Origin of the sequence: Vreelandella lutescens (genome assembly GCF_014640815.1) — a bacterium.
In the GTDB taxonomy this organism is placed as follows: domain Bacteria; phylum Pseudomonadota; class Gammaproteobacteria; order Pseudomonadales; family Halomonadaceae; genus Vreelandella; species Vreelandella lutescens.
In genome coordinates this window covers 219,784-245,346 of the sequence record NZ_BMHM01000004.1, presented here as the reverse complement: position 1 = coordinate 245,346, position 25,563 = coordinate 219,784, and the positions used below count along the sequence as shown (strand labels likewise).

The 25,563-nt window shown below is 58.6% G+C and carries 26 protein-coding genes; 10 read left to right on the top strand and 16 right to left on the bottom strand.

What is annotated here, in order from left to right; all coding sequences use genetic code 11:
• Nucleotides 1-8: 8 nt before the first annotated feature.
• Complete coding sequence (locus tag IEW65_RS11800; protein WP_188639679.1) at nt 9-977, bottom strand: alpha/beta hydrolase; 969 nt, start codon at nt 975-977, stop codon at nt 9-11.
• A 219-nt stretch (nt 978-1,196) separates the two neighbouring features.
• Here IEW65_RS11800 and IEW65_RS11795 point away from each other — a divergent pair, with 219 nt between their 5' ends.
• Nucleotides 1,197-3,371 (top strand): malate synthase G, encoded by a 2,175-nt coding sequence (locus IEW65_RS11795; RefSeq protein ID WP_188639678.1) that lies wholly within the window; start codon nt 1,197-1,199, stop codon nt 3,369-3,371.
• A 294-nt stretch (nt 3,372-3,665) separates the two neighbouring features.
• A complete protein-coding gene (locus tag IEW65_RS11790; RefSeq protein WP_188639677.1) occupies nt 3,666-4,082 on the top strand; it encodes a PaaI family thioesterase in 417 nt (138 codons plus the stop codon).
• Between the two features lie 37 nt (nt 4,083-4,119).
• On the opposite strand, the gene paoC is transcribed toward IEW65_RS11790, so the two are convergent.
• The 3 genes from paoC to IEW65_RS11775 are packed head-to-tail and all read right to left on the bottom strand — an operon-like array spanning nt 4,120 to nt 7,820.
• A complete protein-coding gene (gene paoC, locus IEW65_RS11785) occupies nt 4,120-6,303 on the bottom strand; it encodes an aldehyde oxidoreductase molybdenum-binding subunit PaoC (protein WP_188639676.1) in 2,184 nt (727 codons plus the stop codon).
• A 3-nt stretch (nt 6,304-6,306) separates the two neighbouring features.
• Nucleotides 6,307-7,257: an FAD binding domain-containing protein gene (locus tag IEW65_RS11780; RefSeq protein WP_188639675.1), complete on the bottom strand. Its 951-nt coding sequence runs from the start codon at nt 7,255-7,257 to the stop codon at nt 6,307-6,309.
• Entirely contained in the window at nt 7,254-7,820 is a 567-nt protein-coding gene (locus tag IEW65_RS11775) for a 2Fe-2S iron-sulfur cluster-binding protein (RefSeq protein ID WP_188639674.1), read from the bottom strand. Before IEW65_RS11775 ends, IEW65_RS11780 begins: the two co-directional genes overlap by 4 nt.
• Before the next feature lie 168 nt (nt 7,821-7,988).
• Here IEW65_RS11775 and IEW65_RS11770 point away from each other — a divergent pair, with 168 nt between their 5' ends.
• From IEW65_RS11770 to IEW65_RS11760, 3 genes are all read left to right on the top strand, one after another.
• A complete protein-coding gene (locus IEW65_RS11770) occupies nt 7,989-8,978 on the top strand; it encodes an XdhC family protein (RefSeq protein ID WP_188639673.1) in 990 nt (329 codons plus the stop codon).
• Between the two features lie 5 nt (nt 8,979-8,983).
• Nucleotides 8,984-9,580 carry a nucleotidyltransferase family protein gene (locus IEW65_RS11765; RefSeq protein WP_188639672.1) on the top strand — a complete coding sequence of 199 codons (597 nt, stop codon included), beginning with the start codon at nt 8,984-8,986 and terminating at the stop codon, nt 9,578-9,580.
• Nucleotides 9,581-9,698: 118 nt separating this feature from the next.
• Nucleotides 9,699-12,221, top strand: coding sequence for an EAL domain-containing protein (locus tag IEW65_RS11760; RefSeq protein ID WP_229755547.1), 2,523 nt, complete (start codon nt 9,699-9,701; stop codon nt 12,219-12,221).
• On the opposite strand, the gene IEW65_RS11755 is transcribed toward IEW65_RS11760, so the two are convergent.
• Both IEW65_RS11755 and IEW65_RS11750 read right to left on the bottom strand, forming a co-directional pair.
• Nucleotides 12,208-12,648, bottom strand: coding sequence for a DUF411 domain-containing protein (locus IEW65_RS11755; protein WP_188639671.1), 441 nt, complete (start codon nt 12,646-12,648; stop codon nt 12,208-12,210). The genes IEW65_RS11760 and IEW65_RS11755 overlap by 14 nt on opposite strands.
• Nucleotides 12,649-12,792: 144 nt before the next feature.
• Nucleotides 12,793-13,173, bottom strand: a complete 381-nt coding sequence (locus tag IEW65_RS11750; protein ID WP_188639670.1) for a DUF423 domain-containing protein — start codon at nt 13,171-13,173, stop codon at nt 12,793-12,795.
• 142 nt (nt 13,174-13,315) lie between these two features.
• Between IEW65_RS11750 and thiS the strand changes: the two genes are divergently transcribed.
• Genes thiS through trmB form a run of 3 tightly spaced genes read left to right on the top strand, consistent with a single transcriptional unit; the run spans nt 13,316 to nt 15,124 of the window.
• Nucleotides 13,316-13,537 (top strand): sulfur carrier protein ThiS, encoded by a 222-nt coding sequence (gene thiS / locus IEW65_RS11745; protein WP_188639669.1) that lies wholly within the window; start codon nt 13,316-13,318, stop codon nt 13,535-13,537.
• Nucleotides 13,538-13,564: 27 nt separating this feature from the next.
• Nucleotides 13,565-14,359, top strand: coding sequence for a thiazole synthase (locus IEW65_RS11740; protein ID WP_188639668.1), 795 nt, complete (start codon nt 13,565-13,567; stop codon nt 14,357-14,359).
• Between the two features lie 12 nt (nt 14,360-14,371).
• Complete coding sequence (gene trmB / locus IEW65_RS11735; protein ID WP_188639667.1) at nt 14,372-15,124, top strand: tRNA (guanosine(46)-N7)-methyltransferase TrmB; 753 nt, start codon at nt 14,372-14,374, stop codon at nt 15,122-15,124.
• 3 nt (nt 15,125-15,127) lie between these two features.
• Here trmB and IEW65_RS11730 read toward each other — a convergent pair whose 3' ends face one another.
• The 3 genes from IEW65_RS11730 to IEW65_RS11720 form a co-directional block, all read right to left on the bottom strand.
• Complete coding sequence (locus IEW65_RS11730; protein ID WP_188639666.1) at nt 15,128-15,730, bottom strand: glutathione S-transferase family protein; 603 nt, start codon at nt 15,728-15,730, stop codon at nt 15,128-15,130.
• Between the two features lie 17 nt (nt 15,731-15,747).
• Complete coding sequence (locus tag IEW65_RS11725; RefSeq protein WP_188639665.1) at nt 15,748-16,749, bottom strand: 2-hydroxyacid dehydrogenase; 1,002 nt, start codon at nt 16,747-16,749, stop codon at nt 15,748-15,750.
• Nucleotides 16,750-17,059: 310 nt separating this feature from the next.
• Complete coding sequence (locus tag IEW65_RS11720; protein ID WP_188639664.1) at nt 17,060-17,974, bottom strand: AEC family transporter; 915 nt, start codon at nt 17,972-17,974, stop codon at nt 17,060-17,062.
• Nucleotides 17,975-18,096: 122 nt separating this feature from the next.
• Between IEW65_RS11720 and IEW65_RS11715 the strand changes: the two genes are divergently transcribed.
• Together IEW65_RS11715 and IEW65_RS11710 are read left to right on the top strand one after the other, a co-directional pair.
• On the top strand, nt 18,097-18,597 hold the full coding sequence (locus tag IEW65_RS11715) for a hypothetical protein (protein WP_188639663.1): 501 nt from the start codon (nt 18,097-18,099) through the stop codon (nt 18,595-18,597).
• 4 nt (nt 18,598-18,601) lie between these two features.
• Nucleotides 18,602-19,207 (top strand): SCO family protein, encoded by a 606-nt coding sequence (locus IEW65_RS11710; RefSeq protein ID WP_188639662.1) that lies wholly within the window; start codon nt 18,602-18,604, stop codon nt 19,205-19,207.
• Nucleotides 19,208-19,247: 40 nt separating this feature from the next.
• On the opposite strand, the gene IEW65_RS11705 is transcribed toward IEW65_RS11710, so the two are convergent.
• The 7 genes from IEW65_RS11705 to IEW65_RS11675 all read right to left on the bottom strand — a co-directional run bounded on the left by IEW65_RS11705 (nt 19,248) and on the right by IEW65_RS11675 (nt 25,555).
• Entirely contained in the window at nt 19,248-20,321 is a 1,074-nt protein-coding gene (locus IEW65_RS11705) for an alpha/beta hydrolase family protein (RefSeq protein WP_229755546.1), read from the bottom strand.
• Nucleotides 20,322-20,324: 3 nt separating this feature from the next.
• Nucleotides 20,325-21,005: a BamJ family beta-barrel-assembly machinery protein gene (locus IEW65_RS11700; protein WP_188639661.1), complete on the bottom strand. Its 681-nt coding sequence runs from the start codon at nt 21,003-21,005 to the stop codon at nt 20,325-20,327.
• Between the two features lie 151 nt (nt 21,006-21,156).
• Complete coding sequence (locus IEW65_RS11695; protein WP_188639660.1) at nt 21,157-21,600, bottom strand: universal stress protein; 444 nt, start codon at nt 21,598-21,600, stop codon at nt 21,157-21,159.
• 21 nt (nt 21,601-21,621) lie between these two features.
• Nucleotides 21,622-22,905, bottom strand: a complete 1,284-nt coding sequence (locus tag IEW65_RS11690) for a TRAP transporter large permease (protein WP_188639659.1) — start codon at nt 22,903-22,905, stop codon at nt 21,622-21,624.
• A 17-nt stretch (nt 22,906-22,922) separates the two neighbouring features.
• Nucleotides 22,923-23,510, bottom strand: coding sequence for a TRAP transporter small permease (locus IEW65_RS11685; protein ID WP_188639658.1), 588 nt, complete (start codon nt 23,508-23,510; stop codon nt 22,923-22,925).
• 240 nt (nt 23,511-23,750) lie between these two features.
• On the bottom strand, nt 23,751-24,797 hold the full coding sequence (locus tag IEW65_RS11680; RefSeq protein ID WP_188639657.1) for a TRAP transporter substrate-binding protein: 1,047 nt from the start codon (nt 24,795-24,797) through the stop codon (nt 23,751-23,753).
• 185 nt (nt 24,798-24,982) lie between these two features.
• On the bottom strand, nt 24,983-25,555 hold the full coding sequence (locus IEW65_RS11675) for a TIGR02444 family protein (RefSeq protein WP_188639656.1): 573 nt from the start codon (nt 25,553-25,555) through the stop codon (nt 24,983-24,985).
• Between the last annotated feature and the right edge of the window lie 8 nt (nt 25,556-25,563).

The following is a 25,563-nucleotide window of genomic DNA, read 5'->3' as shown; positions in this document are numbered from 1 at the left end:
TGTTGGGGTCAATGCACGTTTTCGACAAAATGGTCGAGCGCTTCAAACAGCACTTGGCGAATCGGTTCTGCTTCGTTCACCAAATGGTGGCGCGCTTCCGGGTGGCGGTGAATCTCCGCGTTGGGAAATTTTTCCGCCAGGATGGCCAAGTTCCACTCCCAATCCACGGTGAGGTCCTGCTCGCCCTGCAGAATCAGCGTGGGCAGCGGGTTGGGCTCAAGCGCCAACAGCCGCGGCATCCAACGGCGCATGGCGGTAATCCAGGCCACGCTTAGGCGCTCTGGCTGTAGCGGGTCTTGGTCGCGTAAAAAGGCGGTGAACTGCTCGTCGGTGGAGTTGGGGCGATACTTGCGCGGCAGCTCTTTCACAAAGGGGCTGGCGATTAAATGCAGCCAGCTGGCCTGGCTCCAGCGCCAGGGGCGTACCAGCGGGGCCAGCAGTACAATGCCTGCCCAGCCAGCGGTGTCGCGGCGGGTGAGCGCATCGGTGGCTAGAATCGCCGCGCCGGTGCTTTGGCCCACGCCTAGCCACGGTTTCGGTGCCATGCCCAGGGTTTGCAGCGACTCTTGCAGGTGCGCTAGGCAGTGCTGGTAATCATCGAAGTCTTCAATTTCCGCCCGGGGGCCGCTGGAAAGGCCGTGGCCGGGTAAATCCCACAGCACCACGCGCCAGCCTTTGGCCAGCAGGCAGCTGAGCAGGTGTCGGTACAAGCCTAAATGGTCAAAGTAGCCGTGAATCACAAACGCGGTGCCGGTGGGCGCAGGCGGGCTCCACACTTGGCACCACAGCGCGAACCGCCCAGTATCGATAAACCCGGCGTGCACTTCGCTGGTGTCGTTGAGCAGCGTCTCTAAGCCGTAGTGGCGAAAGTAGTCATGCACAGCTTCCGTTAGCGCATCGCCCGGGGTTAAGCGGGAGAGCGACGACTCACCTTGCGCCTGCCGAAACAGACCTTCCAAGTGTTGGAAATTATGCATTAACGTCTCTCCGTGAACGCCACACTTCCATGGGCTGTGTAACAGCACAAAATAACAGCGGCGGTTGTGCCCGCTCTCATCATTTGGTCGAGCATTTTACCGCTTTAGGGTCTACGCTGTTTACATGCCAACGCAGATGTGGAAGTATTTTCCATAAATCAACTTCTACCCTGACCGTGGCAGTCAAACCATCCACGGGCACCCCCACAGGAGAACCCCATGAGCGAGCGTATCACGCGTCACCGTTTACAGGTGGCAGCCGACCTAGATCGTTTCATCAACGAGCAGGCTCTGCCGGGCACCGGCGTCGACGAAAGCGCCTTCTGGGCCGGTGTCGATGCTCTGTTCCACGATTTGACCCCAAAAAACCGCCAACTGCTCGAAGAGCGCGACACGCTGCAAGAGAAGCTGGACGCTTGGCACCGTGAAAACCCCGGCCCGGTCAGCGACATGCCCGCCTACCGCAGCTTCCTGAAAGAAGCGGGTTACTTGGTAGACGCGCCGAACAGCGTGAAAGCCACCACCGCCAATGTTGACCGCGAAGTGGCCACGCAAGCAGGCCCGCAGCTGGTAGTACCGGTGAGCAACGCCCGCTACGCCCTGAACGCGGCCAACGCGCGTTGGGGCAGCCTGTACGATGCGCTGTACGGCACCGACGCCATCTCCGAAGAGGACGGCGCGGAAAAAGGCACCAGCTTCAACCCGAAACGCGGCGAGAAAGTCATCGCTTATGCCCGTGGCGTGCTGGACCGTGCCGCCCCGCTGGCCACTGGTTCTCACCGGGATGCGGTGAAGTATGTGATCCGCGATGGCCACTTGGTGGTTAGCCTGGAAGGCGGCCGTGAAACCGGCCTGAAAGACTCCGGTAAGCTGATTGGCTTTAACGGCGACGCCTCCGCCCCCGAATCGATTCTGCTGGCCAACAACGGCCTGCACCTGGAAATCCAGATCGATGCCAACCACTCGATCGGTAAGACCGACCCGGCGCACGTCAAAGACGTGGTCGTTGAAGCCGCGCTGACCGCCATCATGGACTGCGAAGACTCCGTTGCGGCGGTGGATTCTGAAGATAAAGTCGGCGTGTACAACAACTGGCTCGGCCTGATGAAGGGCGACCTGGAAGAGAACATCGAAAAAGGCGGCAAAACCTTTACCCGTAAGCTGCACGCCGACCGCACTTGGCAAACCACTGACGGCAACACCGTCACGCTGCCGGGCCGTTCGCTGATGTTCGTGCGCAACGTGGGCCACCTGATGACCACGCCTGCGGTGCTGGATGAGAACGGCAACGAACTGCCGGAAGGCATTTTGGATGCGGTGGTGACCTCGCTGCTGGCCCTGCACGACCTGAAGAAAGACGCCGACCAACCGCGCAACTCCCGCGCAGGCTCGGTGTATATCGTGAAGCCGAAGATGCACGGCCCGAAAGAAGTCGCCTTCGCCAACGAACTGTTTGGCCGCGTGGAAGACATTCTGGGCATGAGCCGTGACACCCTGAAAATGGGCATCATGGACGAAGAGCGCCGCACCACGGTGAACCTCAAGGCGTGTATTGCCGAAGCGACCTCGCGCGTAGTCTTCATCAACACCGGCTTCCTGGATCGCACCGGTGATGAAATGCACACCGCCATGGAAGCAGGCCCGATGGTTCGCAAAGGCGATATGAAGAGCGCCGCGTGGATCACCGCCTACGAGAAAAACAACGTGCAGGTTGGTTTGGCCTGTGGCCTGCGTGGCCGCGCCCAGATTGGTAAAGGCATGTGGGCCATGCCGGACCTGATGCACAACATGCTGGAACAGAAGATTGGCCACCCGAAAGCCGGTGCCAACACTGCGTGGGTACCTTCCCCCACCGCCGCTGCCCTGCACGCCCTGCACTACCATCAGGTGAACGTTGCTGACGTTCAGCGCGAGCTGGAAGCCCAAGGCGAGCCTGACTTCTTAGACGACCTGCTGAGCGTACCGGTAGCGGCAAACGCCAACTGGTCAGAGGAAGAGATTCAGCAAGAGCTGGATAACAATTGCCAGGGCATTCTGGGTTACGTCGTACGCTGGGTTGAACACGGCGTCGGCTGCTCGAAAGTGCCGGATATCCACAACGTGGGCCTGATGGAAGACCGTGCCACGCTGCGTATCTCCAGCCAGCACATTGCCAACTGGCTGCACCATGGCATCGTTGATGCGCCCCGCGTTGAGGAAACCCTAAAGCGCATGGCGAAAGTGGTTGATGAGCAGAACGCTGGCGACCCCACTTACACCGCCATGAGCGCCGACTTTGAAGGCTCTACCGCGTTCAAAGCCGCCTCTGACCTAGTGTTCAAGGGCCGCGTACAGCCGTCTGGCTACACCGAGCCGCTCCTGCACGCATGGCGTCAGGTACATAAGGCTAAGTAAGCCCTATCGCTAATAGCCCCCAGCCCCAAGGCTCGCGCCTTGGGGCTTTTTTATTTATGCTGGTTTACGTTGACGTAAAAGAAACGCACAGCAAGCTACGCGACAATTAGATGCGCTGGCAGTAGGTTGCCGAGAGGGTCTTATGCCAGGGCCGTGAAATGCTTCCTTGCAATCACGGCATTCCCGCCATCCATGGCGGTCAGTGGCATAAGTAGCGCCCAGGGATGGGTTCACAGCGCCCTCTCGGTGGCCTACTGGCAGCGGACTCCCAGCCTGTCAGAGTGAATAACAACAATGACCGTGATGACCGCCGAGCAGATTGAGCACTTTCTAGATGAGGTCTTTCCCCAGCGGATGGGCAAGATAGTGAGCGTTGGAGAGATGTGCGCCACCATGCGCCTAAGCATTGGCCATGAGCACCTGCGCCCTGGCCCCCGCGTGTCAGGCCCCACCATGATGGGCTTTGCGGATGTAGCGCTGTACGTGGCAATACTGGCCCAAATAGGCCCCGAAGCGATGGCCGTGACCAGCGATTTAAACTGCCACTTTCTCCGCGCGGCCTCCGGCGACCACGACATCATCGCCCACGCCAAGCTGATCAAGCTGGGCAGACGCTTGGCGGTGGGCGAAGTGCGAATCTTTTCCGCCAGCGATGACACGCGCCCCGTGGTGCATGTCACCGCTAGCTATGCGCTGCCGGATACCCCCTAGGCTGCCGAACAGCGCGGCCGTTCACGCTTTAACGCGCTCAACTCACTTTCGGGAGCTGGTCGATCAGCCGATCCAGCGTGATCGGGTAGTCGCGTACGCGAATGCCGGTGGCGTTATAGATCGCGTTGGCCACGGCCGCCGCGACGCCGCAGATACCCAGCTCCCCCACGCCCTTGGCTTTAAGCGGCGTCGAGGCGGCGTCGGTGGTATCCAGAAAAATCACCTCCTGCTCGGGAATGTCCGCATGCACCGCCACCTCGTAACTGGCGAGGTCGTGGTTAACGAAAAAGCCGCGCTCCACATCAGGGATTAGCCCCTCCATCAAGGCTGCGCCCACGCCCATGGTCATCCCCCCAATCACCTGGCTGCGCGCCGTCACCGGGTTGAGAATGCGCCCCGCGTCGCACACCGCCAGCATGCGGCGCACGCGGGTTTCACCGGTATGGGCGTGTACGGCCACTTCAACAAAGTGCGCCGCGAAGGTGCCAATCTGCAGCGTGTCTTTGAAGTCGCCAAAGTGGATGGTGTCTTCTGCCACCAGCTCTTCGCCGTCGGCCACCTCCGCAAGCGCTACTTCGGTGGTGCCTGCGATCACCATGCCCTGTTCAAACCGGGGCGAGTTCATACCAAGGCGCTGGGCAATCTCCTCTTGTAGCTTCAGGCAGGCCGCATAAACACCGGCGGTCGCGCTGGCGGCACCGAACTGCCCGCCGGAACCCGACGAGACCGGGTAGTCGCTGTTGCCCAGCCGTACCTCCACGTCCTCTAGCGCCAACCCCATGGCTTCCGCGGCGGTTTGGGCAATAATCGTGTACGAGCCGGTGCCGATATCGGTCATATCGGTTTCCACCACCAAACGCCCAGCCTGCAAACGCACCCGAGCGCCGGAATCCATAGTGGGCGCTCCGCGATAAGCCCCTGCCATCCCCTGGCCGATCAGCCACTGCCCTTCCCGCTGGCCGCCTGGGGTGCGGTTTCGCGCCTCCCAACCAAAATCAGCAGCCCCTTTTTGCAGGCACTCTACGTAGTGGCGGTCGCTAAACGGTTTGTTGGGGTCTTCCGGGTCGACCTGGGTGTCGTTGAGGATACGGAATTCCACCGGGTCCATGCCCAGCTTCTCGGCCATTTCGTCCATGGCGATTTCTAACGCGGCAAGGCCGGAGGCTTCGCCGGGGGCGCGCATATCCGCCGACTCAGGCAAGTCCATCTCGATAGCCGTATGAGCCACGCGGCGGCTTGCACCGGCGTAAAAGGCGCGGGTTTGGTTGACCGGATTCTCGCCGCTGCCGCCGGGCAGCGTATGGGAGAACGCCGAGTGGTCGAAGGCGGTAATCCTGCCCTCGGCATCGGCGGCAATGCGCAGGCGCTGAACAGTGCCGGAACGGTGGGTGGCGTTGTTGAACACCAGCGGGCGCGGCAAGGCCAGCTTGACCGGCCGCCCGGCCGCCCGAGAGCCGAGCGCGGCCAGCACGGTATCTGCCCGCAGCCAGAGCTTGCCGCCAAAGCCACCGCCCACATAGGGGCTCTCTAGACGAATGGTCTCGAGGTCGATAGCAAAGGTCTTGGCCAGCGCTTTGCGGGTCCAGGCAATCATCTGGTTGGAGGTCCAGACCGTCATTTGGCCGCCATCCGACCAATCCACGATGGAAGCGTGAGGCTCCATCATCGCGTGGCTTTGGGAGGCCGTGCGGTAGACCTCATCCAGCGTTACCGCTGCGTTTTTAAAGGCCGCATCCACATCGCCCACGTCAGAGAGCGGCTCGTCGGGTGTTTGCTGCTCCCAGGCGGCGTCTAAATCAAACACGCCTTGCTCTTCTTGGTAGCGCACCTCAATCAGCGCGGCGGCACTTCGCGCCTGCTCTAGGGTGTCGGCCACCACCACGGCAATGGCTTGATGGTAGTGGGCAACCGTATCGCCACCAAATAGGCGCGCCACATTGCTTTTGGCCTGTGCCAGCGGTTCTATGTCTAGGGTGGTGACCACCGCCGCCACCCCAGGCGCGGCGCGGGCGGCCGTGGCATCCATGTGGGTAATGCGCCCTTTGGCGATGGTGGCACATAGCGGATAGCCCACCAGCTGGTGGGCCGCCACGTCATGGCGCTCGTAGGCGTAGGGCGCTTGGCCGGTCACTTTAAGCGCGCCATCAATGCGCGCATGGGGCTTACCGACAATACGGGCATGGTCGAACAGGTTATCGTCGGTCGATTGATTGAAATCCATCGGTTACTCCTCGGCTAGCAGCGCAGCGAGCGTTCGCTCTGCCAGGGTCAGCTTGTAGGCGTTCTCTTCGGTGGGGCGGGCACCATCTAGCAGCTCAGCCATCACCGCGGCTGCGCCTTGGGGCAGCGCAGCGTCCGCTGCATCGCGCCGCCAAGGCCGGGGGGCCATACCGCCCAGCGCCACGCGCCCGGTGCCATCTGGCGCGTGAATCAGCGCCACTGAGACCAGCGCAAAGGCGTACGAAGAGCGGTCGCGCACCTTGAAGTAAGCATGGCGGCCCTCAACCGGCGCGGGCAGCACCACCCCGGTAATCATTTCGCCCTTGGCCAGGGTGTTTTCTACATCGGGGGTATCGCCGGGCAGCTGGTAGAACGCATCCAGCGTCAGGCTGCGGGTCTCACCCTCGGGGGTGACGGTTTCCACGCGGGCATCCAGCGCTTGCAGCGCCACTGCCATGTCGGAGGGGTGCGTGGCAATGCACGCATCAGAGGTACCAATCACGCCCAACTGCCGAGTGGTCGCGCCTTTTCCCAGCGCCGCGCAGCCAGCGCCCGGTGAACGCTTGTTGCAGGGCATGGCGGTATCGTAAAAGTAGGGGCAGCGCGTGCGCTGCAGCAGGTTGCCGCCGGTGGTGGCTTTGTTGCGCAGCTGGCCAGACGCCCCAGCCACCAGCGCCCGACTCAACACGCCATAGGCTTCGCGCACGCGTGGGTTGGCCGCCAGGGTGCTGTTGCTGACCATCGCCCCCACCCGCAGGCCACCCTCTTCCGTAGCAGTAATGTCGTTCAACCCTGTGCCGCGCACATCAATCAGGTGCAGCGGAGTTTCAATCTCGTGCTTCATTAAATCCAGCAGGTTGGTGCCGCCGGCAATGAATTTCGCGCCCGGCACCTCGGCCGCGCGGGCCGCTGCATCGGCAGGGCTAGCCGCTCGCTCGTAGGAAAAGGCTCTCATGCGCGCTCCTTGGCAACCTGGGTAATGGCCTTGAGGATGTTGGCGTAAGCGCCACAGCGGCAGAGGTTGCCCGACATCCGCTCGCGAATCTCGGCGTCGGTGATCTCGATAGTCGCGGTGAGATCCGCCGTGACATGGCTGGGAATATTGGCGGCGATCTCCTGCAATACGGCGTTGGCCGAACAGATCTGCCCAGGCGTGCAGTAGCCGCATTGAAAGGCGTCGTTAGCGACAAACGCCTGCTGCATAGGGTCTAGGTGTTCTACCGTGCCCACGCCTTCGATGGTGGTGATCTCGTCACCTTCATGCATCACTGCCAGGGTAAGGCAGGCATTGATGCGTTCGCCATTCACCGACACGGTGCAGGCGCCACACTGGCCGTGGTCACAGCCTTTCTTGGAGCCGGTGAGCGCTAGGTGCTCACGCAGGGTATCCAGCAGCGTAGTGCGGTTATCAAGCGTTAGGGTGTGCTGGGTGCCATTCACTATCAACGTGACGGTTGAGCGCGGCACGTCTTGCGGTGCCTGATCGCGGCGCTGTTCAGCGCTATTCGGAGCGTTCATAAATCGGTGCCTTCCCTGCTCATTGCTGTTGCTTATCGACGGTCTCGCCCCTTCAGCATAGTCATAAATCGGCGGCAGCGACCTGACGCTTGCCAGGCGGCTGCGCTACGCTTAGCGCAACAACCCGCACCAGGCGGGCAGGGTGACTCACGAAAGGACGCGACATTGATGCAACACTTGGATCGGCAGGTGATTGAACACGCCCTGGCGTGGTGCCAACAGGGCCGCCCTTTTTGGCTCTGCACGGTGCTGGCGACCTTTGGCTCCTCCCCTCGCGAGCCGGGTTCGTGGATGGCGGTGAACGAGGAGGGAGAGGCGATTGGTTCGCTGTCCGGAGGCTGTGTGGAGGAGGACTTTCTTCAGCGCGTCAAAGAGGGCGCGTTTGAGCGCCCGGTGACGGTCATCCGCTACGGCGACCAGGACGATGTTCAAGGCGCCAACGTGACGCTGCCCTGCGGTGGCATCTTAGAAGTACTGATTGAGCGCCTGCCCGCCACTCAAGCCACCGAAGCGCATCTCACCACGCTGCTGGCGACGCTAGACGGCCAGCAGCCGCTGGTGCGCCACGTCGAGCTCCCCAGCGGGCGATTTGGCTTTCACGAGGATACCTCGCTTGGCCCGCGGGTTTACCGTGAGCAGGTGCAGAGTGAATCCGAGCGCATCTACCTACGCGTTGCCCCCGCCAGGCGGCTGATTATCGCGGGCATCTCCGCCATTACCGCCCCCTGCGCGGCCTTTGCCGTCACGCTCGGGTTCGAGGTCATCGTCTGCGACCCGGACGCCACCGCCTGCGCGCACTTCTGCGTACCCGGCGCGGTGGTCAAGGCACAGCTGCCGTCTCAATACATCGCCTCCGGCGCTTGCCACGGGGCGACGGCAGTGGTGGCGCTCACCCACGACCCGCGAATTGATGATTTGGCCATGATGGAAGCCTTACGCACACCTGCGTTCTATATTGGCGTGATGGGCTCTCAGCGCACCTCCACCGCGCGGGCCGAGCGGCTAATACGCTCCGGCGGTCTCACCCAAGCCCAGGTAGCGCGCCTGCATATGCCCATTGGCTTGGCGCTGGGCAGTAAGACTCCGGCGGAAATCGCCCTGGCGGTGATGGCGGATATCGTACGGGTTCAGCACGGCAAGGCCGTCAATGAGCTTTAATCGCCATGCGTGCTAACCACGTCGTCGCCTTAGTGATGGCGGCAGGCTACTCGCGGCGCTATGGCGAGGCTGATAAGCGCCAGGAACGTCTTGCCGATGGCAGAACGCTGTTGGCCACCACCGTTGCGCGCACCGCGCAGGCGTTTAGCCAGGTACGGGTCGCGATTCGTCAGGAGGACGACGCTTTTCAGCTAGGTTTGGCTGCCAGCACGCCGCTGATTCGGCTACGTCAGGCGCACCTGGGGCTGGGCGCCAGTTTGGCCGAAGCGATGGTGGCGCTAGGCGGTGACCGCCGCTTGAATGACAGTGAGGCGGTGGCGGTACTGCTAGGCGATATGCCCGGTATTCACCCCGCAACGCTGCTGGCACTGCAGCAGCAGGCCACCCGCGACACCATCTGGCGGCCGTGCCACGGCGGGCAGCCCGGCCACCCGGTGCTGTTTGGCAGGGCATTCTGGCCAGAACTTGAGCATTTACGGGGCGAAACAGGGGCCAAAGCATTGATTCAACGCCACTCTTTGCATTACCGGAGTTATGACGTGCAGGACCCAGGCATTTTGCTCGATATCGATACACCCGACATGCTCGCCAGCATCGATTAATCCTTGTAGATCAATACACCTTTTACCCAAGGTCGTTAGCCCCACTGCGTAATAACGTTTAAGTGCCGCCCCGATTATCAGAGCAACAAGTTAACAAACATTATAAAGTAGTCTGTGCATGCCACTGTCACACAGCGACTTACTCATGATACTGCCCAACCTGTTACTGGATCCGCAGGCGCTGAGTGCTCTGCAGGGAAAACACGATATTCCACTGGTGATGTTATCGTGGCTGGTCGCCCTAGCCGCCTCTTTTGCCAGCCTGGAGATTATTCGCCTAGTAGGAAGAATTTCATCTTCACTATGGCGACGAACATGGCTCATCGCCGGTGCCAGCGTGATGGGCGCTGGCGTCTGGAGCATGCACTTTGTCGGCATGCACGCTTACCGCCTGGATTTTCACGTGAGCCATAGCCACCTGCTCACGCTGCTTTCTATCCTGCCCGCGATTGTCGGTAGCTTGGTCGCGATGACACTGCTGTGTCGTGAGCACTTAACACATCGCACGCTGATCATCGCGGGGACCAGCCTGGGCCTTGGCATTGGCGTGATGCACTATAGCGGCATGGCGGCCATGCGCATGCCGGCAACGCTTTACTATGCGCTGGACCTTTTCCTTGCCTCTTTAGTGGTTGCCGTTGGGCTGGGGGTTTTAAGTGCCTACGCCTACCGTTTATGCCGCATGGAAAATGGCAAAGCACACTACCAGCGGTACGCCTTTCTCTCCGCGCTATGTATCTCGCTTGCGGTGAGCGGTATGCACTATGTGGCCATGCAGGCCGCGTGGTTTGTGCCTTTAGAAGCCAACCTGCCCCATGACCACATGATGGCTTCGCACTGGCTGATTTATGCCATTAGCGGAGCCGCCGTCTTTGCTGCCCTGCTGACCTTACTGGCGATTAAAATTCAGCGCCGCCTGCAAGATAGCGAGCGCCACGGCTATATGACCCAACGGCGTCTACTGGAAGTGATTGCCGCTCTGCAGGATGGCGTGGTGCTGTTCGATGACAACGCCCGCATCCGACTCTGTAATAACGCCTTTGAGCAATTAACGGGCATGACCCACGCCCAGCTCATCGATTCGGATATCACGCAGGTACCGTACGCCAAAGATAGCCAGGCGCTTACCCCCGCTATTCATCGCGCGCTGGTGGCGGAAGGGGAGTGGAGTGGTATGGTGACGGCGTTGCGCTCCAATGGCGATGAGTACCCGGCATGGCTCAGCATCAGCCGCGTGAACTACGCCAATAGCAAAGACAGGGATTACGTGGCCCTACTCAGCGACCGCACCGACGAGCAAAACGCGCAGCAGCGTATTCGCTACCTGGCTTTTCATGACATGCTCACTGGCTTGCCGAATCGCCTGGCCCTTCAAGAGTACTTGACCAGCCACCTGCAGGACACACAGCAGAAAGGCCGCTATTCATTTTTAGCGCTTCTAGATATCAACCGCTTCAAGGTGCTGAACGACAGCATGGGCCAAGATATTGGCGATGAGCTGTTACGACAACTGGGCAGCCGCCTTCAGCAACAGGCCGGAGGTCAGGTTTACGCTGCCCGCTTGGATGGAAATGAGTTTGCACTCTGCATATCGCTCACCCTCACTGAGCATGGGGCCGCGGAACAACAGGCCTATCAGCATATCGATAGTATTCTGGCATCACTAACGGCAGATTATCAGCTCCACGGGCACACCTACCCCTGCAAAATTAACGTGGGCATGCTAATTTTTTGCCATCGTGAGATTGAGAACGTTGGGCAGCTATTCAAGCGAGCAGGCCTTGCGCTACTGGAAGCCAAGCGCCAGCGAGACGGCGAGCCGAAGCGATTCTGTTCAGCGCTGGAGCAAAAACTTGAAGAGCAACTGACGCTTGAGCGCGAGCTGCGCATCGCGATTGATAGCGGCGCGCTTAGCCTGCACCTTCAGCCACAGGTGGGGGCGCAGCAAGAGGTCATCGGTGCCGAGGCCTTGGTACGCTGGCTCCACCCACAGCAGGGCATGATTTCACCAGGGCGCTTTATCCCCATCGCCGAGCAAACCGGCCTCATTTTGCCCCTAGGCGCTTGGGTGTTAAAAGAGGGCTGCCGCCTGCTCGGCGAGTGGCAGTACGACCCGCGCCTGCGCGATTTAAAGCTCTCCCTCAATGTCAGCGTGCGTCAGTTCCAACAACCCAGTTTCGTCGAGCAAGTTATCTCGACGCTGCGTGACACCAGCGCTCCGCCTGAACGTTTAACGCTAGAGCTTACCGAATCACTGCTGATGAGCGACCCAGAAGGCACCATCGATAAGATGCTGCGCCTGCGGCAACTGGGCATTCGCTTTGCGCTGGATGATTTTGGCACCGGCTATTCGTCGCTGGCGTATCTCAAATCGCTGCCGCTGGATACGCTCAAAATCGATATCGCCTTCGTCAAGGATTTGACCTTGGATATGCAAGCGACGCCGATTGCCGCCACCATTATTGCTTTAGCCGAGAGCTTGGGCTTAGATGTCGTTGCCGAAGGCGTGGAAACCGCCGACCAGTGCACGGTGCTGGCTCACCTGGGGTGCCATGTGTACCAGGGCTACTACTTCGGCAAGCCAGTCCCCGCAGCGGAGTTCACGCGGCTCAATAGTGCCTCTTCGTTTATAGCGTCATAAACGGTTGGGCGTCTTGATCACTGAACGAGTAGACCTGATAGGGCTCGCTCTGGGGCCCCGGCATGCCCGGTGTGCCAATCGGCATACCGGCTAGGCCGATGCCATCGACATCCGGCTGCTGCTCGAACAGCGCCTCGACCGCCTCCATGGGCACGTGCCCTTCAATCCAGTAGTTGCCGATCTCAATGGTATGGCAAGAACCCAAACCATAAGGCACGCCCGCCTGCTGTTTGATCTCACCCAGCTCGACGTCATCAATAATGGTGACGTCTATGCCCAGTTCTTCAAGATGACGCGCATACTCATCGCAGCAGCCGCATTGCGGGTTTTTATACAGCGTCGCCTCATCGGGCAGCGCGGCTTGGGCCGTGCCAGCACCGAACATCAGTGCACCGGATACCATAAGCGCCATGGCGTTACGTGTCATATTTACCTCCTACGAAAGGGTCTCTATTGCAAAGCTTACAACCCTGGGGTCACCCACAGGTCAAGCCCACAGCAGCCCATGTACCCGTTGGGGATTAAGGCCATGGATGCCGCTGAGCAAGCTGCAGGACTAACGGCTATGACACTAAGAGCGACTAAGCAGCGCCGTGACGCCCAGGGCCAGCCAACCGGCCATCAGTAGAAGCCCGCCGATCGGCGTCACGATACCTACACTTAAACCGGCCAGCGCCATTAGGTAGAGCGAACCAGCAAAGGCCAGTACGCCTAACGCCCATAGCGCCAGTACGACCTGCTGGCCGGGGTGTGGGTAGTGGCTGCGCCACGCAAGCACCGCTAGCATCGCCAACGTGTGCCACGCTTGGTAGCGCACGCCGGTTTCCACGATATTCACCATGGCGGCGCTGGTGCGTGCCGCCAACCCGTGGGCAGCGTAAGCCCCCAGCATCACCATGAGCGCCCCCGAAAGCGCCACCACACACCACCACAGCTTGTCGATTCGCTGCACGCCCTACTCCTTTTCACCTATGTTGGCGGCGCATCGCCACCCCGTTAATCATTGAGATATTCACCCCACTGCATACCTTGCACGGGTCGAAACCGCTACAATAGAGGCCGTTTTGCCTCATCCACCAGGGTGCTTACTGTTTATGTCTACCCCCAATGAGTCGATACAGCTTACGCTCAACGGCGAACCCTACGCCATGACCGCTGGCCTCACCGCTGCTGACTTGATCGAGCAGCTGGGCCTGGGCGGGCGTCGTATCGCTGTCGAAATCAACGAACAGATTGTGCCCAAGAGCCAACTGGCCGCGACCCCGCTGGCCTCAGGCGACCAGATCGAAGTGGTCCACGCTATTGGCGGCGGCTAGCTGCCGGTGCTTTTTCAAGGAATCGCTATGACGCAACTGACTGATACACCGTTCACCATTGCCGGACGTGATTTTAGCTCCCGCCTGTTAGTGGGTACCGGCAAGTACAAAGACTTTACCGAAACCGGTGCTGCCATTGCCCAGAGCGGTGCCGAAATCGTCACCTTTGCCGTGCGCCGCACCAACCTTGGCCAGGATGCCGACGCGCCGAACCTACTCGACGTTATCTCGCCCAAGCAGTACACCCTGCTGCCCAATACCGCTGGCTGCTACAACGCCAAAGATGCCGTGCGCACCTGCCGCTTAGCCCGCGAATTGCTGGATGGCCACAACCTCGTCAAGCTGGAAGTGCTCGGCGATGACCACACGCTCTACCCCAACGTGGTCGAGACGCTCAAAGCGGCCGAGACCCTGCTGGCCGACGGCTTCGACGTGATGGTGTACACCAGCGATGATCCGATTGTGGCACGAGAGCTGGAAGCCATGGGCTGCTGCGCCATCATGCCGCTGGGCTCACTGATTGGCTCGGGCCACGGCATTCAAAACCCGCATAACGTTCGCCTCATCGTGGAGCAGAGCCGCGTGCCGGTGCTGGTGGATGCAGGCATTGGTACGGCCTCCGATGCCGCCATGGCCATGGAGCTTGGCTGCGATGGCGTACTGCTCAACACGGCGATTGCCCACGCCCGCGACCCGCTGCGCATGGCCAACGCCATGAAGCTAGCCGTCGAGGCTGGCCGCGATGCGTTCTTGGCAGGCCGCATGCCGCGCCGCCAAAGTGCCGACCCCTCTTCGCCTTTTGCAGGCCGAATCAACGGCTGATACAGAGACACCATGACCGATACGAACGACACCGCGCCCGAGAGCAACACCACTGGCCCCGAAAGTGCCGATGCGCCGCTGCACCGCCGCGGCATTAAAAGCTATGTGATTCGCGCCGGGCGCATGACCCAAGCCCAACAACGCGGCCTGGAAGACGTGTGGCCGCGCCTGGGGCTGACCATTGCCGATGGTCGCCAGGATTTAGACGCCCTGTTTGGCCGCCAAGCCCCCCGCGTGGTGGAAATTGGCTTTGGTATGGGTAACTCGCTGATTGAGCAGGCCGAAACCCACCCGGATACCGACTTTATCGGTATCGAAGTACACGCCCCCGGCGTTGGCAAACTGCTTGATGAAGTGGATAAACGCGGCCTGACCAACCTGCGCGTTTACCGTGAAGACGCCCTGGCGGTGCTGGAGCAGTGCCTGCCCGAAGGTTCGCTGACCACGCTGCAGCTATTCTTCCCCGACCCGTGGCCGAAGAAGAAGCACCATAAGCGGCGCATCGTCCAGCCTGCGTTTGTAGAGCTGATTCGCACGCGCCTCAAGCCCGGCGGTACCTTCCACATGGCCACCGACTGGGAAGCCTACGCCGAGTGGATGGCGGAAGTGATGGAAGCCGCCCCCGGCTACGCCAACACCGCCACCGCCGAGACCGCGCCTTACGTGCCCCGCCCGGCCTTCCGCCCGCTCACCAAGTTTGAGGCCCGCGGTGAAAAGCTCGGCCACGGCGTGTGGGATCTGATCTATGCGCGGGAAGAAGGGTAATTCTTACTCAAACGCCGTTAGCGCAAAGCTGTCGCACGCGGTCACCTTCGCACACCACGCCTGCAGCCGTGGAAAGCGGTTCGGCCAATCAAAGGCCGGTAAGCGAAAGCTGAGGTAAGCCAGGGCGACAGCCACCACAATCGCCCCTAGCGTGCGCTGGGTATGATCAGCCAGCACGCTAGGGTGCGCTTCCAGCGTCACTAGCGTGCGCTCAATCGCTTTTAACCGTCGACTTCCTAACAGCGTCTCATCCACGTCTGGCCCGCCATGCTTGCGGCCAATCACCACGTTAAACGCCGCCTCCATCAAGCCCTGCCCCAATCCCGCCAGCGCCAGGGTTTCCGCTAAACCATCCGTTGATAGCAGCTTCGCGCCTTCGCCCACGGCATCCAGATAGTGGGCAATCAGCAGCGATTCGGTCAGCACCTCGCCGCCTTCCGTGACCAGCGTCGGAATACGACTCAGCGGAGTCATCTTTAAAAGCTCGCTATCCGCCGCCCAGGGGTCGCACCAGCAAAGCTCCGTGCGCTCCATGAGCTCTTTTTCATACAGGCATACCCGCACGACGCGGGCGTAAGGTGAAGAAGTATTGAGATAAAGCTGCATGGTGGTCTCCCCTCAGGTTACGAAGGCTTATCGTAAACCACTCGATGCAGCGTGCCGCTACCACTTTCGAAGGCGTCGATATTGGCGAAGGTCGTCTCGGCAATATTGGTCAGCGCTTCCTGGGTGAAAAATGCCTGATGGCCGGTAATGAGCACGTTGTGGAACGTCGTCAGGCGCATAAATTGATCGTCATCAATCACTTTATGGGAGAAATCCTCGAAGAAGAGCTGCTCCTCCTCTTCGTACACATCCAACCCCAGGTAGCCAATATGGCCACTTTTAAGCCCGGCGATGACTGCTTGGGTGTCCACTACCCGCCCGCGGCCGGTGTTGATCAGCATCACCCCCTGCTTCATTTGGGCAATGGCGCTCGCGTTAATCAGGTGGTTAGTGTCAGGCGTGAGCGGGCAGTGGAGTGAAATGATCTCCGCCTGGGCGTAGAGCGATTCCAGCGGCACATACTCCACAAAAGGCTTGGCCTCAGGGCTCGGGTAAGGGTCGTAGGCCACAATGCGGCAGCCAAATCCGTGCATGATGTCGGCAAAAATGAGCCCAATATGCCCTGTGCCAACGACTCCGACGGTTTTGCCGTGCAGATCAAACCCCAGCAGGCCATCGAGGGCGAAGTTCCCCTCCCGCACCCGGTTATAGGCCCGATACGTCATGCGGTTTAAGCTCATCACCAGTGCCACCGCATGCTCTGCCACGGCGTGGGGCGAGTAGGCAGGCACCCGCGCTACCGTCATTTCCAGCCGCTGCGCCGCTGCCAGGTCCACGTGATTAAACCCTGCTGAACGCAGCGCCACTAGCCGTATACCGCCTTGATGAAGTTGCTCCAGCACCGCCGCATCCAGGTGGTCATTCACAAACACGCAGACGCACTCACACCCGACGGCAAGCGGCGCGGTTTCGACGGTGAGCCGCGCATCAAAAAAGCTGAGCGTATGGCGCTCGGCAGCGTTGGCGCGCGACAAAAACGATTGGTCGTAAGGTTTAGCGCTAAATACGGCTATGCGCATGACGAAGGCTCCCGGCAGTGGTGTTATCAGCATAGGTGAAGAACGCCTATTATCTGCACAAACATGGCGGGAAAAGCGTGGCAGGTATCAATAAATGGGTCGTTTAGAAAAAAGAAGGCCGCTCCATGGGGGAGCGGCAAAAGACCGTGACTAGCAATGAGAGGGAGAAACCATGACAGTAAACTGGCGCTGATCGGTGCCAAGCAGCTGTCGTGGTTGCCAGCGACTCATTAAACGCTGACCATCACAATATAATCATTCTCATTTACCCCGTCAACACAAATGCGAATACTTTTTATTTATTTTTATATTAGCTCACTAATTTTAGCCAAAACGGTAGCGTCAACATGGCGAGCAGCGTTTGCCCGGTGATAATGGCCGCCATTAATTCCGCATCGCCGCCTAGCTGGCGGGCCAGAATATACGCAGAGGTGGCGGTAGGCAGCGCCGCAAATAGCAGCGCTACGTCCCGGCTGACGGGGTCGAGCCCCAGTAGCCATGCCAACAGCAGTACAAGCGCTGGCATGCACAGTAGCTTAACCGCGTTAGTAGCAATCACCCCTCGGTCAATACGCAGCAGTGCCATGGGCTTAAGCGCCACGCCTACGGCCACTAATCCCAGCGGTAGGGCTGCGCGGCCCAGTAGCGTCACGGTATCTTCACTCCAGCCGGGCAGGCCAACGCCACTCAGGTTCAACCCAATGCCTGCTAAACATGCCAAAATCAGCGGATTTTTCACCAGCGCTAGCGCGCTTTTACCCAGGCTTGCACTGCCCAGCGTGCCCGCCGCCACAAAGCTTGCCACACACATCACGTTAACCACGGGCACCATCAGCGCCACGGCGACTGCGGCCGTCGTGGCCCCCAGCAAGCCATGCAGCGCGGCGGCCCCCGCCACCCCCACATAGGTATTAAAGCGTACCGCGCCTTGAAACACCGAGGTAAAGGCGGCGGGACTTAACTTTAGCCATGCCCGGAAGTGCCACAATATAAGGCCAAACAGAGCCATCGCCCCCAGCAGCGCCAATGCTAATCGGCCCACGGGCACTTGGCTTACATCGGCTGTCGCCAGCGTGCCCACCAGCATGGCGGGAAACAGCACAAAGTAGATAAACCGCTCCATTTGTGCCCAAAAATCGAGGTTAGGCCAGCGGCCATACCCCATCATGGCCCCTAATAAGATCAATAAAAACAGTGGCCCTAGTGCACCGGTAATGCTCTCCATTCTTCTTCCTTATTAAGTGCGACATCCCAGCACAGCGACATCTGCGGGATAGCTGTTACCATAAAACACAAACCACCCAAACAATTTCCCCGCCTGATGGCCTGCGTAGCGACTATTCTGCCATGAAGAATTTTCCTAAACCCGACGTAACGGGTTTTCCAGCGCTGAAAGTGCTTATTCTAGTGACTGGCCTCGCGCTGGCCGCATGCACCTGGTACGTGTTTGCCAACTGGCTACGCGACGACAGCGATATTGTATGGTTCTCTCCCAATGGCGAATGCAACTTGCATATAACCCCATGTTCGGTAACGCTGGGAGACAAGGGGCAGTTAACCTTAGCCATTGACGCGAACGGCCGCATTGAGGCGCTGGAAATTCTACCGCTGGATGTAGAGGTGGAAGGCGTGGATACCCGCCACGTGACGGTAGACTTTATCGGCCGCGATATGGATATGGGATTGAATCGCTTTGCGCTCACCGCCACAGCACCGGGGCATTTTCATGGCCAGGGGCAAGTGGGCGTTTGTACGCAAGAGGTGATGCCTTGGCGAGCACGGGTTATTCTGGAAACACCCGAAGGCAAGATGGGCAGCTGGTTCGATTTTGATGTCACAAGGAGCTAAGCGCATGGCAGCATCTATAAAACGCAAGCCACTTTGGCTTGGCCTCGCGCTATTAGGCGCGCTACTGCTCGTGGCAACGATTGGCCTTTACCAGTTAGGCAACGGCCAAGACAACGGTGAACCACAAGGTGGCCCTATCGCGATGCCCTCAACTCAGGGGGACTTCTCGCTTACCCAGCTAGGCGATGACGATATTGCGATTGTCTCTTTTGGCTACACCTACTGCCCTGATGTGTGCCCCATGAATCAGGCCGTCAAGCGTCAAGCGCTAGCACAGTTAAGCGACGAACAGCGAGAGCGTGTGGTGCCGGTCATGATTACGGTAGACCCAGAGCGGGATACGCTCGCCCGCATGAGCGAATATATGCAGTTCTTCGGCAGCGAGTTTATCGGCTTAGTGGGCAGCCAAACGCAGCTAGCCGATGTGGCTGAGCGTTACGGCGTCATTTGGCGGCGAGTAGAAGCACCAGAGTCTGCCATGGCGTATACCATCGACCACAGCGCTTCGCTGTTTTTGGTCAACCGTGAAGGGGAAATATTGCAGCGGGTGCTCTACTCCCCAACACCACACGGATTAGTGTCAGCGTTGGGAAGTGAGCTAGACAGCTGATGTTCACACCATAACCACTAAAGAGACCGCTGCTACGGGCTTATTGCGCCGTGGCAGCTTCCTGATTAGCAGGTTCTGACTGCAACTGATCCAGCATCGCCATTAACGCTCTCGCTTGGGTACCATCACGAGTATCGTGCAATGGGTTGATCTGCCAAGTGCTCTCAGCAAATCCCCACCAGTCCCAGCACGCCTGTGGGTTAGCCATGCTATTTTCCGCCTGTGGGTAGAGCACCACTTGCCCATGCTCTTTGGCCCAACGGTTTAATCCGCTATAGCGCACAAACGTCTCGCCAATGGCTTCTGCATTCATCTGGCAACCGTGTAGTGCGACCGTCACAGGGCAACCACCCGCTTCACAGGCCTCTGGTACAAACAGGTAGCCGGTATCAGCAAATCCTTTTACCGCGAAGTCGGACTGGTCAAAGGCGCGCAGTTCACCGTCGCTAGCGTTGACCTCACGCTCCGGGTAAAGCCATGCCAACATCTCACCAGCGACATCATCGCCACACGCCAGCACATGACTACCGCCACCGTTGTGGCAATCGCCCATCTCCTGGGGATCGATGGGGGCATCTTTTGGCATGGTGACCGGCCAGCCATGCCCAGTGTTTTCTCGCAGTACGTAGCGCAACTGCTGGTCCGGGTCTGCGAGCCAGCGCTGCCACTGCTGGGTAAGCAAGTCGCCCAACGCAGGCGATACCGTTGCATCAGCACCACCGTGCCACACAAAGGCGCGTAGCTCGCCTAGTGCTGCTTCGCTGCCCACTTGATCCAGCGAAGCGTAGCGCTCACGCCGCTGCTCCAAGTCATCCAGCGATGGCAGCCCGCGTCGAGTCATCATGCACTGGTTAAGGGCTAGGCTCAGCGCCCCTTGAGCGCAGCCCCAAGGGCCTGCTGCCAGCACGCCCACACCGCTAAAGCGCTCAGGCCAGGCCACCGCCAGTTGAGTGGCCATGTAACCACCCGACGAGACACCTACCACGCTGGCTTGGTCGCTCGCCGCCCCTAACGCTGGCAGACTTGGCGACTCTTCTTCCTGGGCGTGGGCAGCGCTGCTGCCCAGCAGGATAAGCGCGGCCATAAGGCGGCGCTGATGAACGGCGATGCCCATAGTTTATTCGATGCCTAACAGTTCAACGCGGAACGTTAACATTTCATTCGGGCCGATCGGGCCTTGGCCACGCTCGCCGTAGGCGAGTTCAGCAGGAATGTAGAGCATCCAGCTGTCGCCCACGCTCATCAGCTGCAGCGCTTCCTGCCAGCCTTCAATCACTTGGTTGACTTGGAAGCTGACCGACTCACCGCGCTCAAACGAGCTATCAAACACGGTGCCGTCCAGCAGCATGCCTTCGTAGTTCACCTCAACGGTGTCTTCTGCGCCAGGCGTTGCGCCGTCGCCAGACTCCAGCACTTCGTACTGCAAGCCTGACTCGGTCACTTCGACGTCGTCACGCTCGGCGTTTTCCGCCAGGAAGTCTTGCCCTTCTTCTAGGTTCATCTGCGCCAGTTCTGCGGCCTGCTGCTCGCGCGCTTCCATTGAGCTCTCTTGGAAGGCCATCAGCGCTTCCATCATCTCTTCTTCGTTCAACGCCAGCTCGTTGCCCTCAAAGACATCGCGCATACCGTCGGTGAACGCATCCATATCCAGGTCTTCAATATCGGCTTGCATGCTTTCGCCCAGCGTTACACCCAGGCTGTAGGCCAAGCGCTGCTCGTCGGTTTCCGGGGCAGCGGCGGCAAACGGAGCGACCAGCAAAAGGCCAGTCAGCGCGGTAGAAGAGAGTAGTGCTTTCATGGAAACAACCTTATCCAGCGGCGCAGCGCGCCAAATGTTTTTGAGTGTCTCAAAGACTAACACCCGCCGCTTCAGGCTGCATTACCTGAAACGGCGGGTGTTTATCAGACCACGACGATACGCAGAGGTTTATCCACCATTACAAAGAGCGCTACACCACCAGTGTTGGGCAGTGGGCTGCACCCGCCACCCGTTGCGAAACACTGCCTAGCAGCAGGTTCTTTTCACCGTTGGTGCCTTGGGCACCGATCACTATCAAGTCGCACTCCCGCTTGTGGGCAAAGCGTACAATCGTGCGAGATGGGCGGCCCCCCTTCACAAAGGCCCGCACGCGTACGCTGTCTGCCCCCAACTCGATGGCATGAGCCTTAGCATGCACGGCGATTTCCGTGGCGTACTCTTTGAGCGCATCATCTGGGATATCAAGCTTATTGGGGCGCACCATGGAGAGTGACGCCTCCAACAGGCTGTGGTGTTTAAACACACACAGCAGGTAAAGCTCAGCCCCAGTGAGCATATGCAAGCCAACGGCTTTCTCTAGCGCTTTAATCGCCCCTTTGGAGCCATCCACCGGGATCAAAATGCGGTTAAACATACGCGTTCTCCTAGCTGGGGCTTAGCGAAACGCAAGATCGCGCAGAAACAGAGCAATTTGCGGGAACATGATGATCAGAGCAGCCGCGGTAATCAGCATAATAATAAAGGGAGGCGTACCTTTAATCACTTCGAGGTACGGGCGTTTAAAAATCGCTATGGCCGTAAATATATCGCACCCAAAGGGCGGCGTTGCCGACCCAATCGCCACCTGCAGTGTAATCAATACGCCAACCAGTACAGGATCAAGCCCTGAGGCCGCAATGGCAGGGGCAAAAATAGGCGTTAGCACCAAAATGACGACAATGGGGTCAACGAACATACAGGCGACAAAAAACGCGATGGATATCGCGACCAACACGCCCACAGGACCTGCTTCGTTGATGCCAAAAGTACCCAAAATTGCCTGCGGTATCTGAGCGAAAGAGATAATCCAAGAGAAGCCATTACCCGCAGCCACCAAAATAAAGACCACTGCCGTAATCAGGCCAGTGGACTTGGCGATCGTAAATATATCGGGCAGCTTCAAGGAGCGGAAAATGACAAACTCCAGCAACACGGCATACAACACACAGGCTGCCGCCGCCTCAGTAGGGCTAAACACCCCACCGTAAATACCCCCTACGATCAAGACCGGGAAGCCCAGCGGCCAAAGCGCTTTCTGCACGGCTACCGCGCGCTCTTTCCAGCTGGCCTTTGGCTCAGTAGGCACCTTGTTGACGATAGCGTAAATAACACAATACGTTGAAAACATGGCTAAAATCAGCAAGCCAGGGCCGATCCCGGCAATAAACAGCTCCGCTATCGACGTTTGTGAGACCACCCCGTAAATAATCATGCCGATACTAGGCGGTATCAGAAACGCGATGTCGCTTGAATTGATAATCAGCGCTAAGGTAAACGGATCTTTATAGCCTGCCTTTAACATACGCGGGCGCAGCGGCGACCCCACCGCTACCACCGTCGCTTGGGTAGAGCCAGAGACCGCCCCAAACAGCGTGCAGGACACTGCCGTACTAACCGCCAGTCCGCCTTTCACATGGCCGACAAAGGTCATGACCATATCAATCAGGCGATTCGCCGACTGACCGCGGGTCATAATATCTGCCGCCAAAATAAACATTGGCACCGCAATAAGAGCAGTAGGGCTAATCCCGCGCATCATCTGTTGGATGAGCGTTTCCATCTGCCCCAAACCGCCAAAGCTCATGAAGAAGCCAACAAACGCGGCCGTCATTAAGGGGATCATCATCGGGAAGCCAAGCAGCAGCAGCACGATCATGATGGTGACTATTGTTGCAGTCATACGCGTATCCTCGCTGCCTAAACTTCCGTTTCTGTATCTTTGTACCCATCAACCACGTGGGTGGATAAGTACACATCTTTTGAAACGAGGTTAGTAATCGCCGTTAAAACGTACTGAATCCCGGTAATGGCAAAGCCAACGGGCACCCACACGTACATCCACCAAGCAGGAATCCCTGTAGAAGGCAAACTACGCCCGCGGCTCATGATGGTGTCGATATAGCCAATCGAGAAGTAGCACAGCACGAACATGACCGTAGCCGTAAACAGGCTGATGAAGATCATTAACGCGCGCCTGCCGCCCGCTGGCAGCGCATCATAGATCGCAGACATACGAATATGCCGCCCGTGCCGAGCCGCGTACCCGATGCCGGCAAAAGTTACCAACACGATCAGCATCCGATTCACTTCTTCAGAAAAGTGCAGGCTCTCTCCAAAAACAAAACGACCTATCACGTTGGCGACGGTGTTAATGGCCATCAGAATGACACCCGTGGCTAAGATAAATGCCTCGGCTTTACTGATCCATGTATCAACGGTGCCCAGTATTCCAGGCAACATAGAGCGATACTTTTTTTCAGCAATATCATCTTCGCTCATATCCATTGGAGTTATTCCTCTCTGTTCCCGTATGACTTGTCAGCACACATCTCTACTGTAGCGGCTTAACAGACGCCACCATTCAACGCTGATTAGCCGCACCCAAGTGCGGCCACGCACGTTTGTCAGAGTTCTTTCAACGATTAACAAAAAAGGGGCAGCGCTTGGCCACCCCTTACTTTATTTCATTTAGTGCTTGAGGCGCTGTGCGAGCATCTTCCCCGCACAGCACAGGCCATGCCTAAATTAGTTGCTAGTCACAGCGTCAAGGTCGTCCTTGAACTGCTGAAGCAGTGCTGCACCGCGCTCGCCAGTCAACTCCACAAACTCTTCTTCTACCTGTGGCGCGCGCTCACGGAACGCCTGAATTTGCTCTTCATTCAAGCGAGTTACCGTCACTTCATCAGAGGCTGCTTGGATTTTCTCCAGCGACTCGTCGGCCAAGCCTGAGATGTGTTCGATGGTGTGCTCATATGCTGCTTCAGTGGCATCGCGTACCAGCTGCTGCTCATCGTCAGACAAGCCTGCAAAGAAGTCCTGATTTGCCATCATCGCGGTGGTAAACCAACCATGTCCGGTGAAGACCAAGTTGGGCGAGACTTCATATAAGCCGCCTGACTCGATCCAGAAAATGGGGTTTTCCTGTCCCTGAAGAATATTGGTTTGCAGGCCACCGTACACTTCGCCCCAGGGCAACGGCGTGGGGCTAGCACCAAAGGCGCGGTAGGTTTCCGCCAGTAGCGGATTGGTCATCGTACGGATGTTTTTACCGCGCAGTTCATCGGGCGAAGTGAATGGCTCGTCGAGTGTGACGACCATCTCACCCTCTGGGTACATCTTCAAAAGCTCCAGCCCCTGCTCGGCGTAAAGCTCTGGGAATGTTTCATGAATGGCGGTACTGGAGTTAAAGAACTCAATAACCGTCTCTTCATCGGTAGGCAGCAAATACGGGACAAAGAAAATCTGTGCTTCAGGAATGAGTGCCCCGGTGAAGCCCGGTGACTGGTTCACGAATTGCAGAATACCGGCCTGAGTTTGCTCCATGATGTCATCTGACTCACCCAGTTCACCAAAGCGATACACTTGTACCGTGTGGTCGGAATTCTCTTCGATGTACTCTTTAAATGCGTAAGCAAAGACATCCTGTACGTCGCCTTCGTACTCTTCGTGGGCGTAACGCCAGTTATCAGCCTGCGCGGTAGCGCTAAGACCCAACAGCAGAGCACCCACGCTTGCCGTAGTGAGTAACTTAGTGGTGATTGAACGAGTCGAAACTAATTTGCTTGCCTTCATGCAGAGTTCCCCTAGCAGTGGTAAGCGCGCCGTACGAGAGCGCCAGAATCTAATTTTTGTTTATCCCGTGCAGCGTGCCATGGTTGCTCAGCCGCTAACACGCAGTAACGTCGTTCATTGCTGTGGGTTAGCGGACGACATAAACGCTGACAACGCGGGTTAATCAAAAACAGCTTAATTTCAGGCTAGCGTGGTGACTCACAGTGGTCAAGCTGGCTTGCCAGGGCCAATAGCGCCATTTGTGTGTTTTCACGCACGCGTGCGGCCTTCGACAAACGCTTGTCAAGTGGCGGCGAAAACAGCGTATCTTGCAGCCACTGTGCAACATTGTGCTGGTTTATGTCGCTTTTTGTTAATCGAACCTCCTCCACCGAGGAGCGTAGCGCCCACTGCTGCCAACGTTGAAGGTTTTCACGTTCAGCCTGCAGCTCTGCCTTTTGTAAGGTGGCACGCAGCGCCTTAATGTCATCGTTGTGGGCCGCCTGGGGCTTGAGTGTGCGACGCAATTCACGCAGCGTCGCGGTGACCTGCTGCTGCCATCGATAGCGCTCTTCCTGTATGGCCTTCAGCGAGCCGGGGTCGGCAGCCAAGCCGTGCTCGTACAGCCAGCAGTGAAACAGCAGCTCACACACATCAATACCGGCCTCATCTTGCAAGGTCAGGCAGGCCTGCTCCACGCCAGGCTTTGCATACAGCGCTAAGGCAAAATCCCACAGCGGTCTCTGCTGCAAGCGCTGCAATCGGTTAGAATCGCGCATTGGTTTAC

Bases quoted from the DNA above. Each gene is read 5' to 3' on its own strand.
- IEW65_RS11800 (WP_188639679.1), bottom strand. From the start codon at position 977: ATGCATAATTTCCAACACTTGGAAGGTCTGTTTCGGCAGGCGCAAGGT.
- IEW65_RS11795 (WP_188639678.1), top strand. From the start codon at position 1,197: ATGAGCGAGCGTATCACGCGTCACCGTTTACAGGTGGCAGCCGACCTA.
- IEW65_RS11790 (WP_188639677.1), top strand. From the start codon at position 3,666: ATGACCGTGATGACCGCCGAGCAGATTGAGCACTTTCTAGATGAGGTC.
- paoC (WP_188639676.1), bottom strand. From the start codon at position 6,303: ATGGATTTCAATCAATCGACCGACGATAACCTGTTCGACCATGCCCGT.
- IEW65_RS11780 (WP_188639675.1), bottom strand. From the start codon at position 7,257: ATGAGAGCCTTTTCCTACGAGCGAGCGGCTAGCCCTGCCGATGCAGCG.
- IEW65_RS11775 (WP_188639674.1), bottom strand. From the start codon at position 7,820: ATGAACGCTCCGAATAGCGCTGAACAGCGCCGCGATCAGGCACCGCAA.
- IEW65_RS11770 (WP_188639673.1), top strand. From the start codon at position 7,989: ATGCAACACTTGGATCGGCAGGTGATTGAACACGCCCTGGCGTGGTGC.
- IEW65_RS11765 (WP_188639672.1), top strand. From the start codon at position 8,984: ATGCGTGCTAACCACGTCGTCGCCTTAGTGATGGCGGCAGGCTACTCG.
- IEW65_RS11760 (WP_229755547.1), top strand. From the start codon at position 9,699: ATGCCACTGTCACACAGCGACTTACTCATGATACTGCCCAACCTGTTA.
- IEW65_RS11755 (WP_188639671.1), bottom strand. From the start codon at position 12,648: ATGACACGTAACGCCATGGCGCTTATGGTATCCGGTGCACTGATGTTC.
- thiS (WP_188639669.1), top strand. From the start codon at position 13,316: ATGTCTACCCCCAATGAGTCGATACAGCTTACGCTCAACGGCGAACCC.
- IEW65_RS11740 (WP_188639668.1), top strand. From the start codon at position 13,565: ATGACGCAACTGACTGATACACCGTTCACCATTGCCGGACGTGATTTT.
- trmB (WP_188639667.1), top strand. From the start codon at position 14,372: ATGACCGATACGAACGACACCGCGCCCGAGAGCAACACCACTGGCCCC.
- IEW65_RS11730 (WP_188639666.1), bottom strand. From the start codon at position 15,730: ATGCAGCTTTATCTCAATACTTCTTCACCTTACGCCCGCGTCGTGCGG.
- IEW65_RS11725 (WP_188639665.1), bottom strand. From the start codon at position 16,749: ATGCGCATAGCCGTATTTAGCGCTAAACCTTACGACCAATCGTTTTTG.
- IEW65_RS11720 (WP_188639664.1), bottom strand. From the start codon at position 17,974: ATGGAGAGCATTACCGGTGCACTAGGGCCACTGTTTTTATTGATCTTA.
- IEW65_RS11715 (WP_188639663.1), top strand. From the start codon at position 18,097: ATGAAGAATTTTCCTAAACCCGACGTAACGGGTTTTCCAGCGCTGAAA.
- IEW65_RS11710 (WP_188639662.1), top strand. From the start codon at position 18,602: ATGGCAGCATCTATAAAACGCAAGCCACTTTGGCTTGGCCTCGCGCTA.
- IEW65_RS11705 (WP_229755546.1), bottom strand. From the start codon at position 20,321: ATGGGCATCGCCGTTCATCAGCGCCGCCTTATGGCCGCGCTTATCCTG.
- IEW65_RS11700 (WP_188639661.1), bottom strand. From the start codon at position 21,005: ATGAAAGCACTACTCTCTTCTACCGCGCTGACTGGCCTTTTGCTGGTC.
- IEW65_RS11695 (WP_188639660.1), bottom strand. From the start codon at position 21,600: ATGTTTAACCGCATTTTGATCCCGGTGGATGGCTCCAAAGGGGCGATT.
- IEW65_RS11690 (WP_188639659.1), bottom strand. From the start codon at position 22,905: ATGACTGCAACAATAGTCACCATCATGATCGTGCTGCTGCTGCTTGGC.
- IEW65_RS11685 (WP_188639658.1), bottom strand. From the start codon at position 23,510: ATGGATATGAGCGAAGATGATATTGCTGAAAAAAAGTATCGCTCTATG.
- IEW65_RS11680 (WP_188639657.1), bottom strand. From the start codon at position 24,797: ATGAAGGCAAGCAAATTAGTTTCGACTCGTTCAATCACCACTAAGTTA.
- IEW65_RS11675 (WP_188639656.1), bottom strand. From the start codon at position 25,555: ATGCGCGATTCTAACCGATTGCAGCGCTTGCAGCAGAGACCGCTGTGG.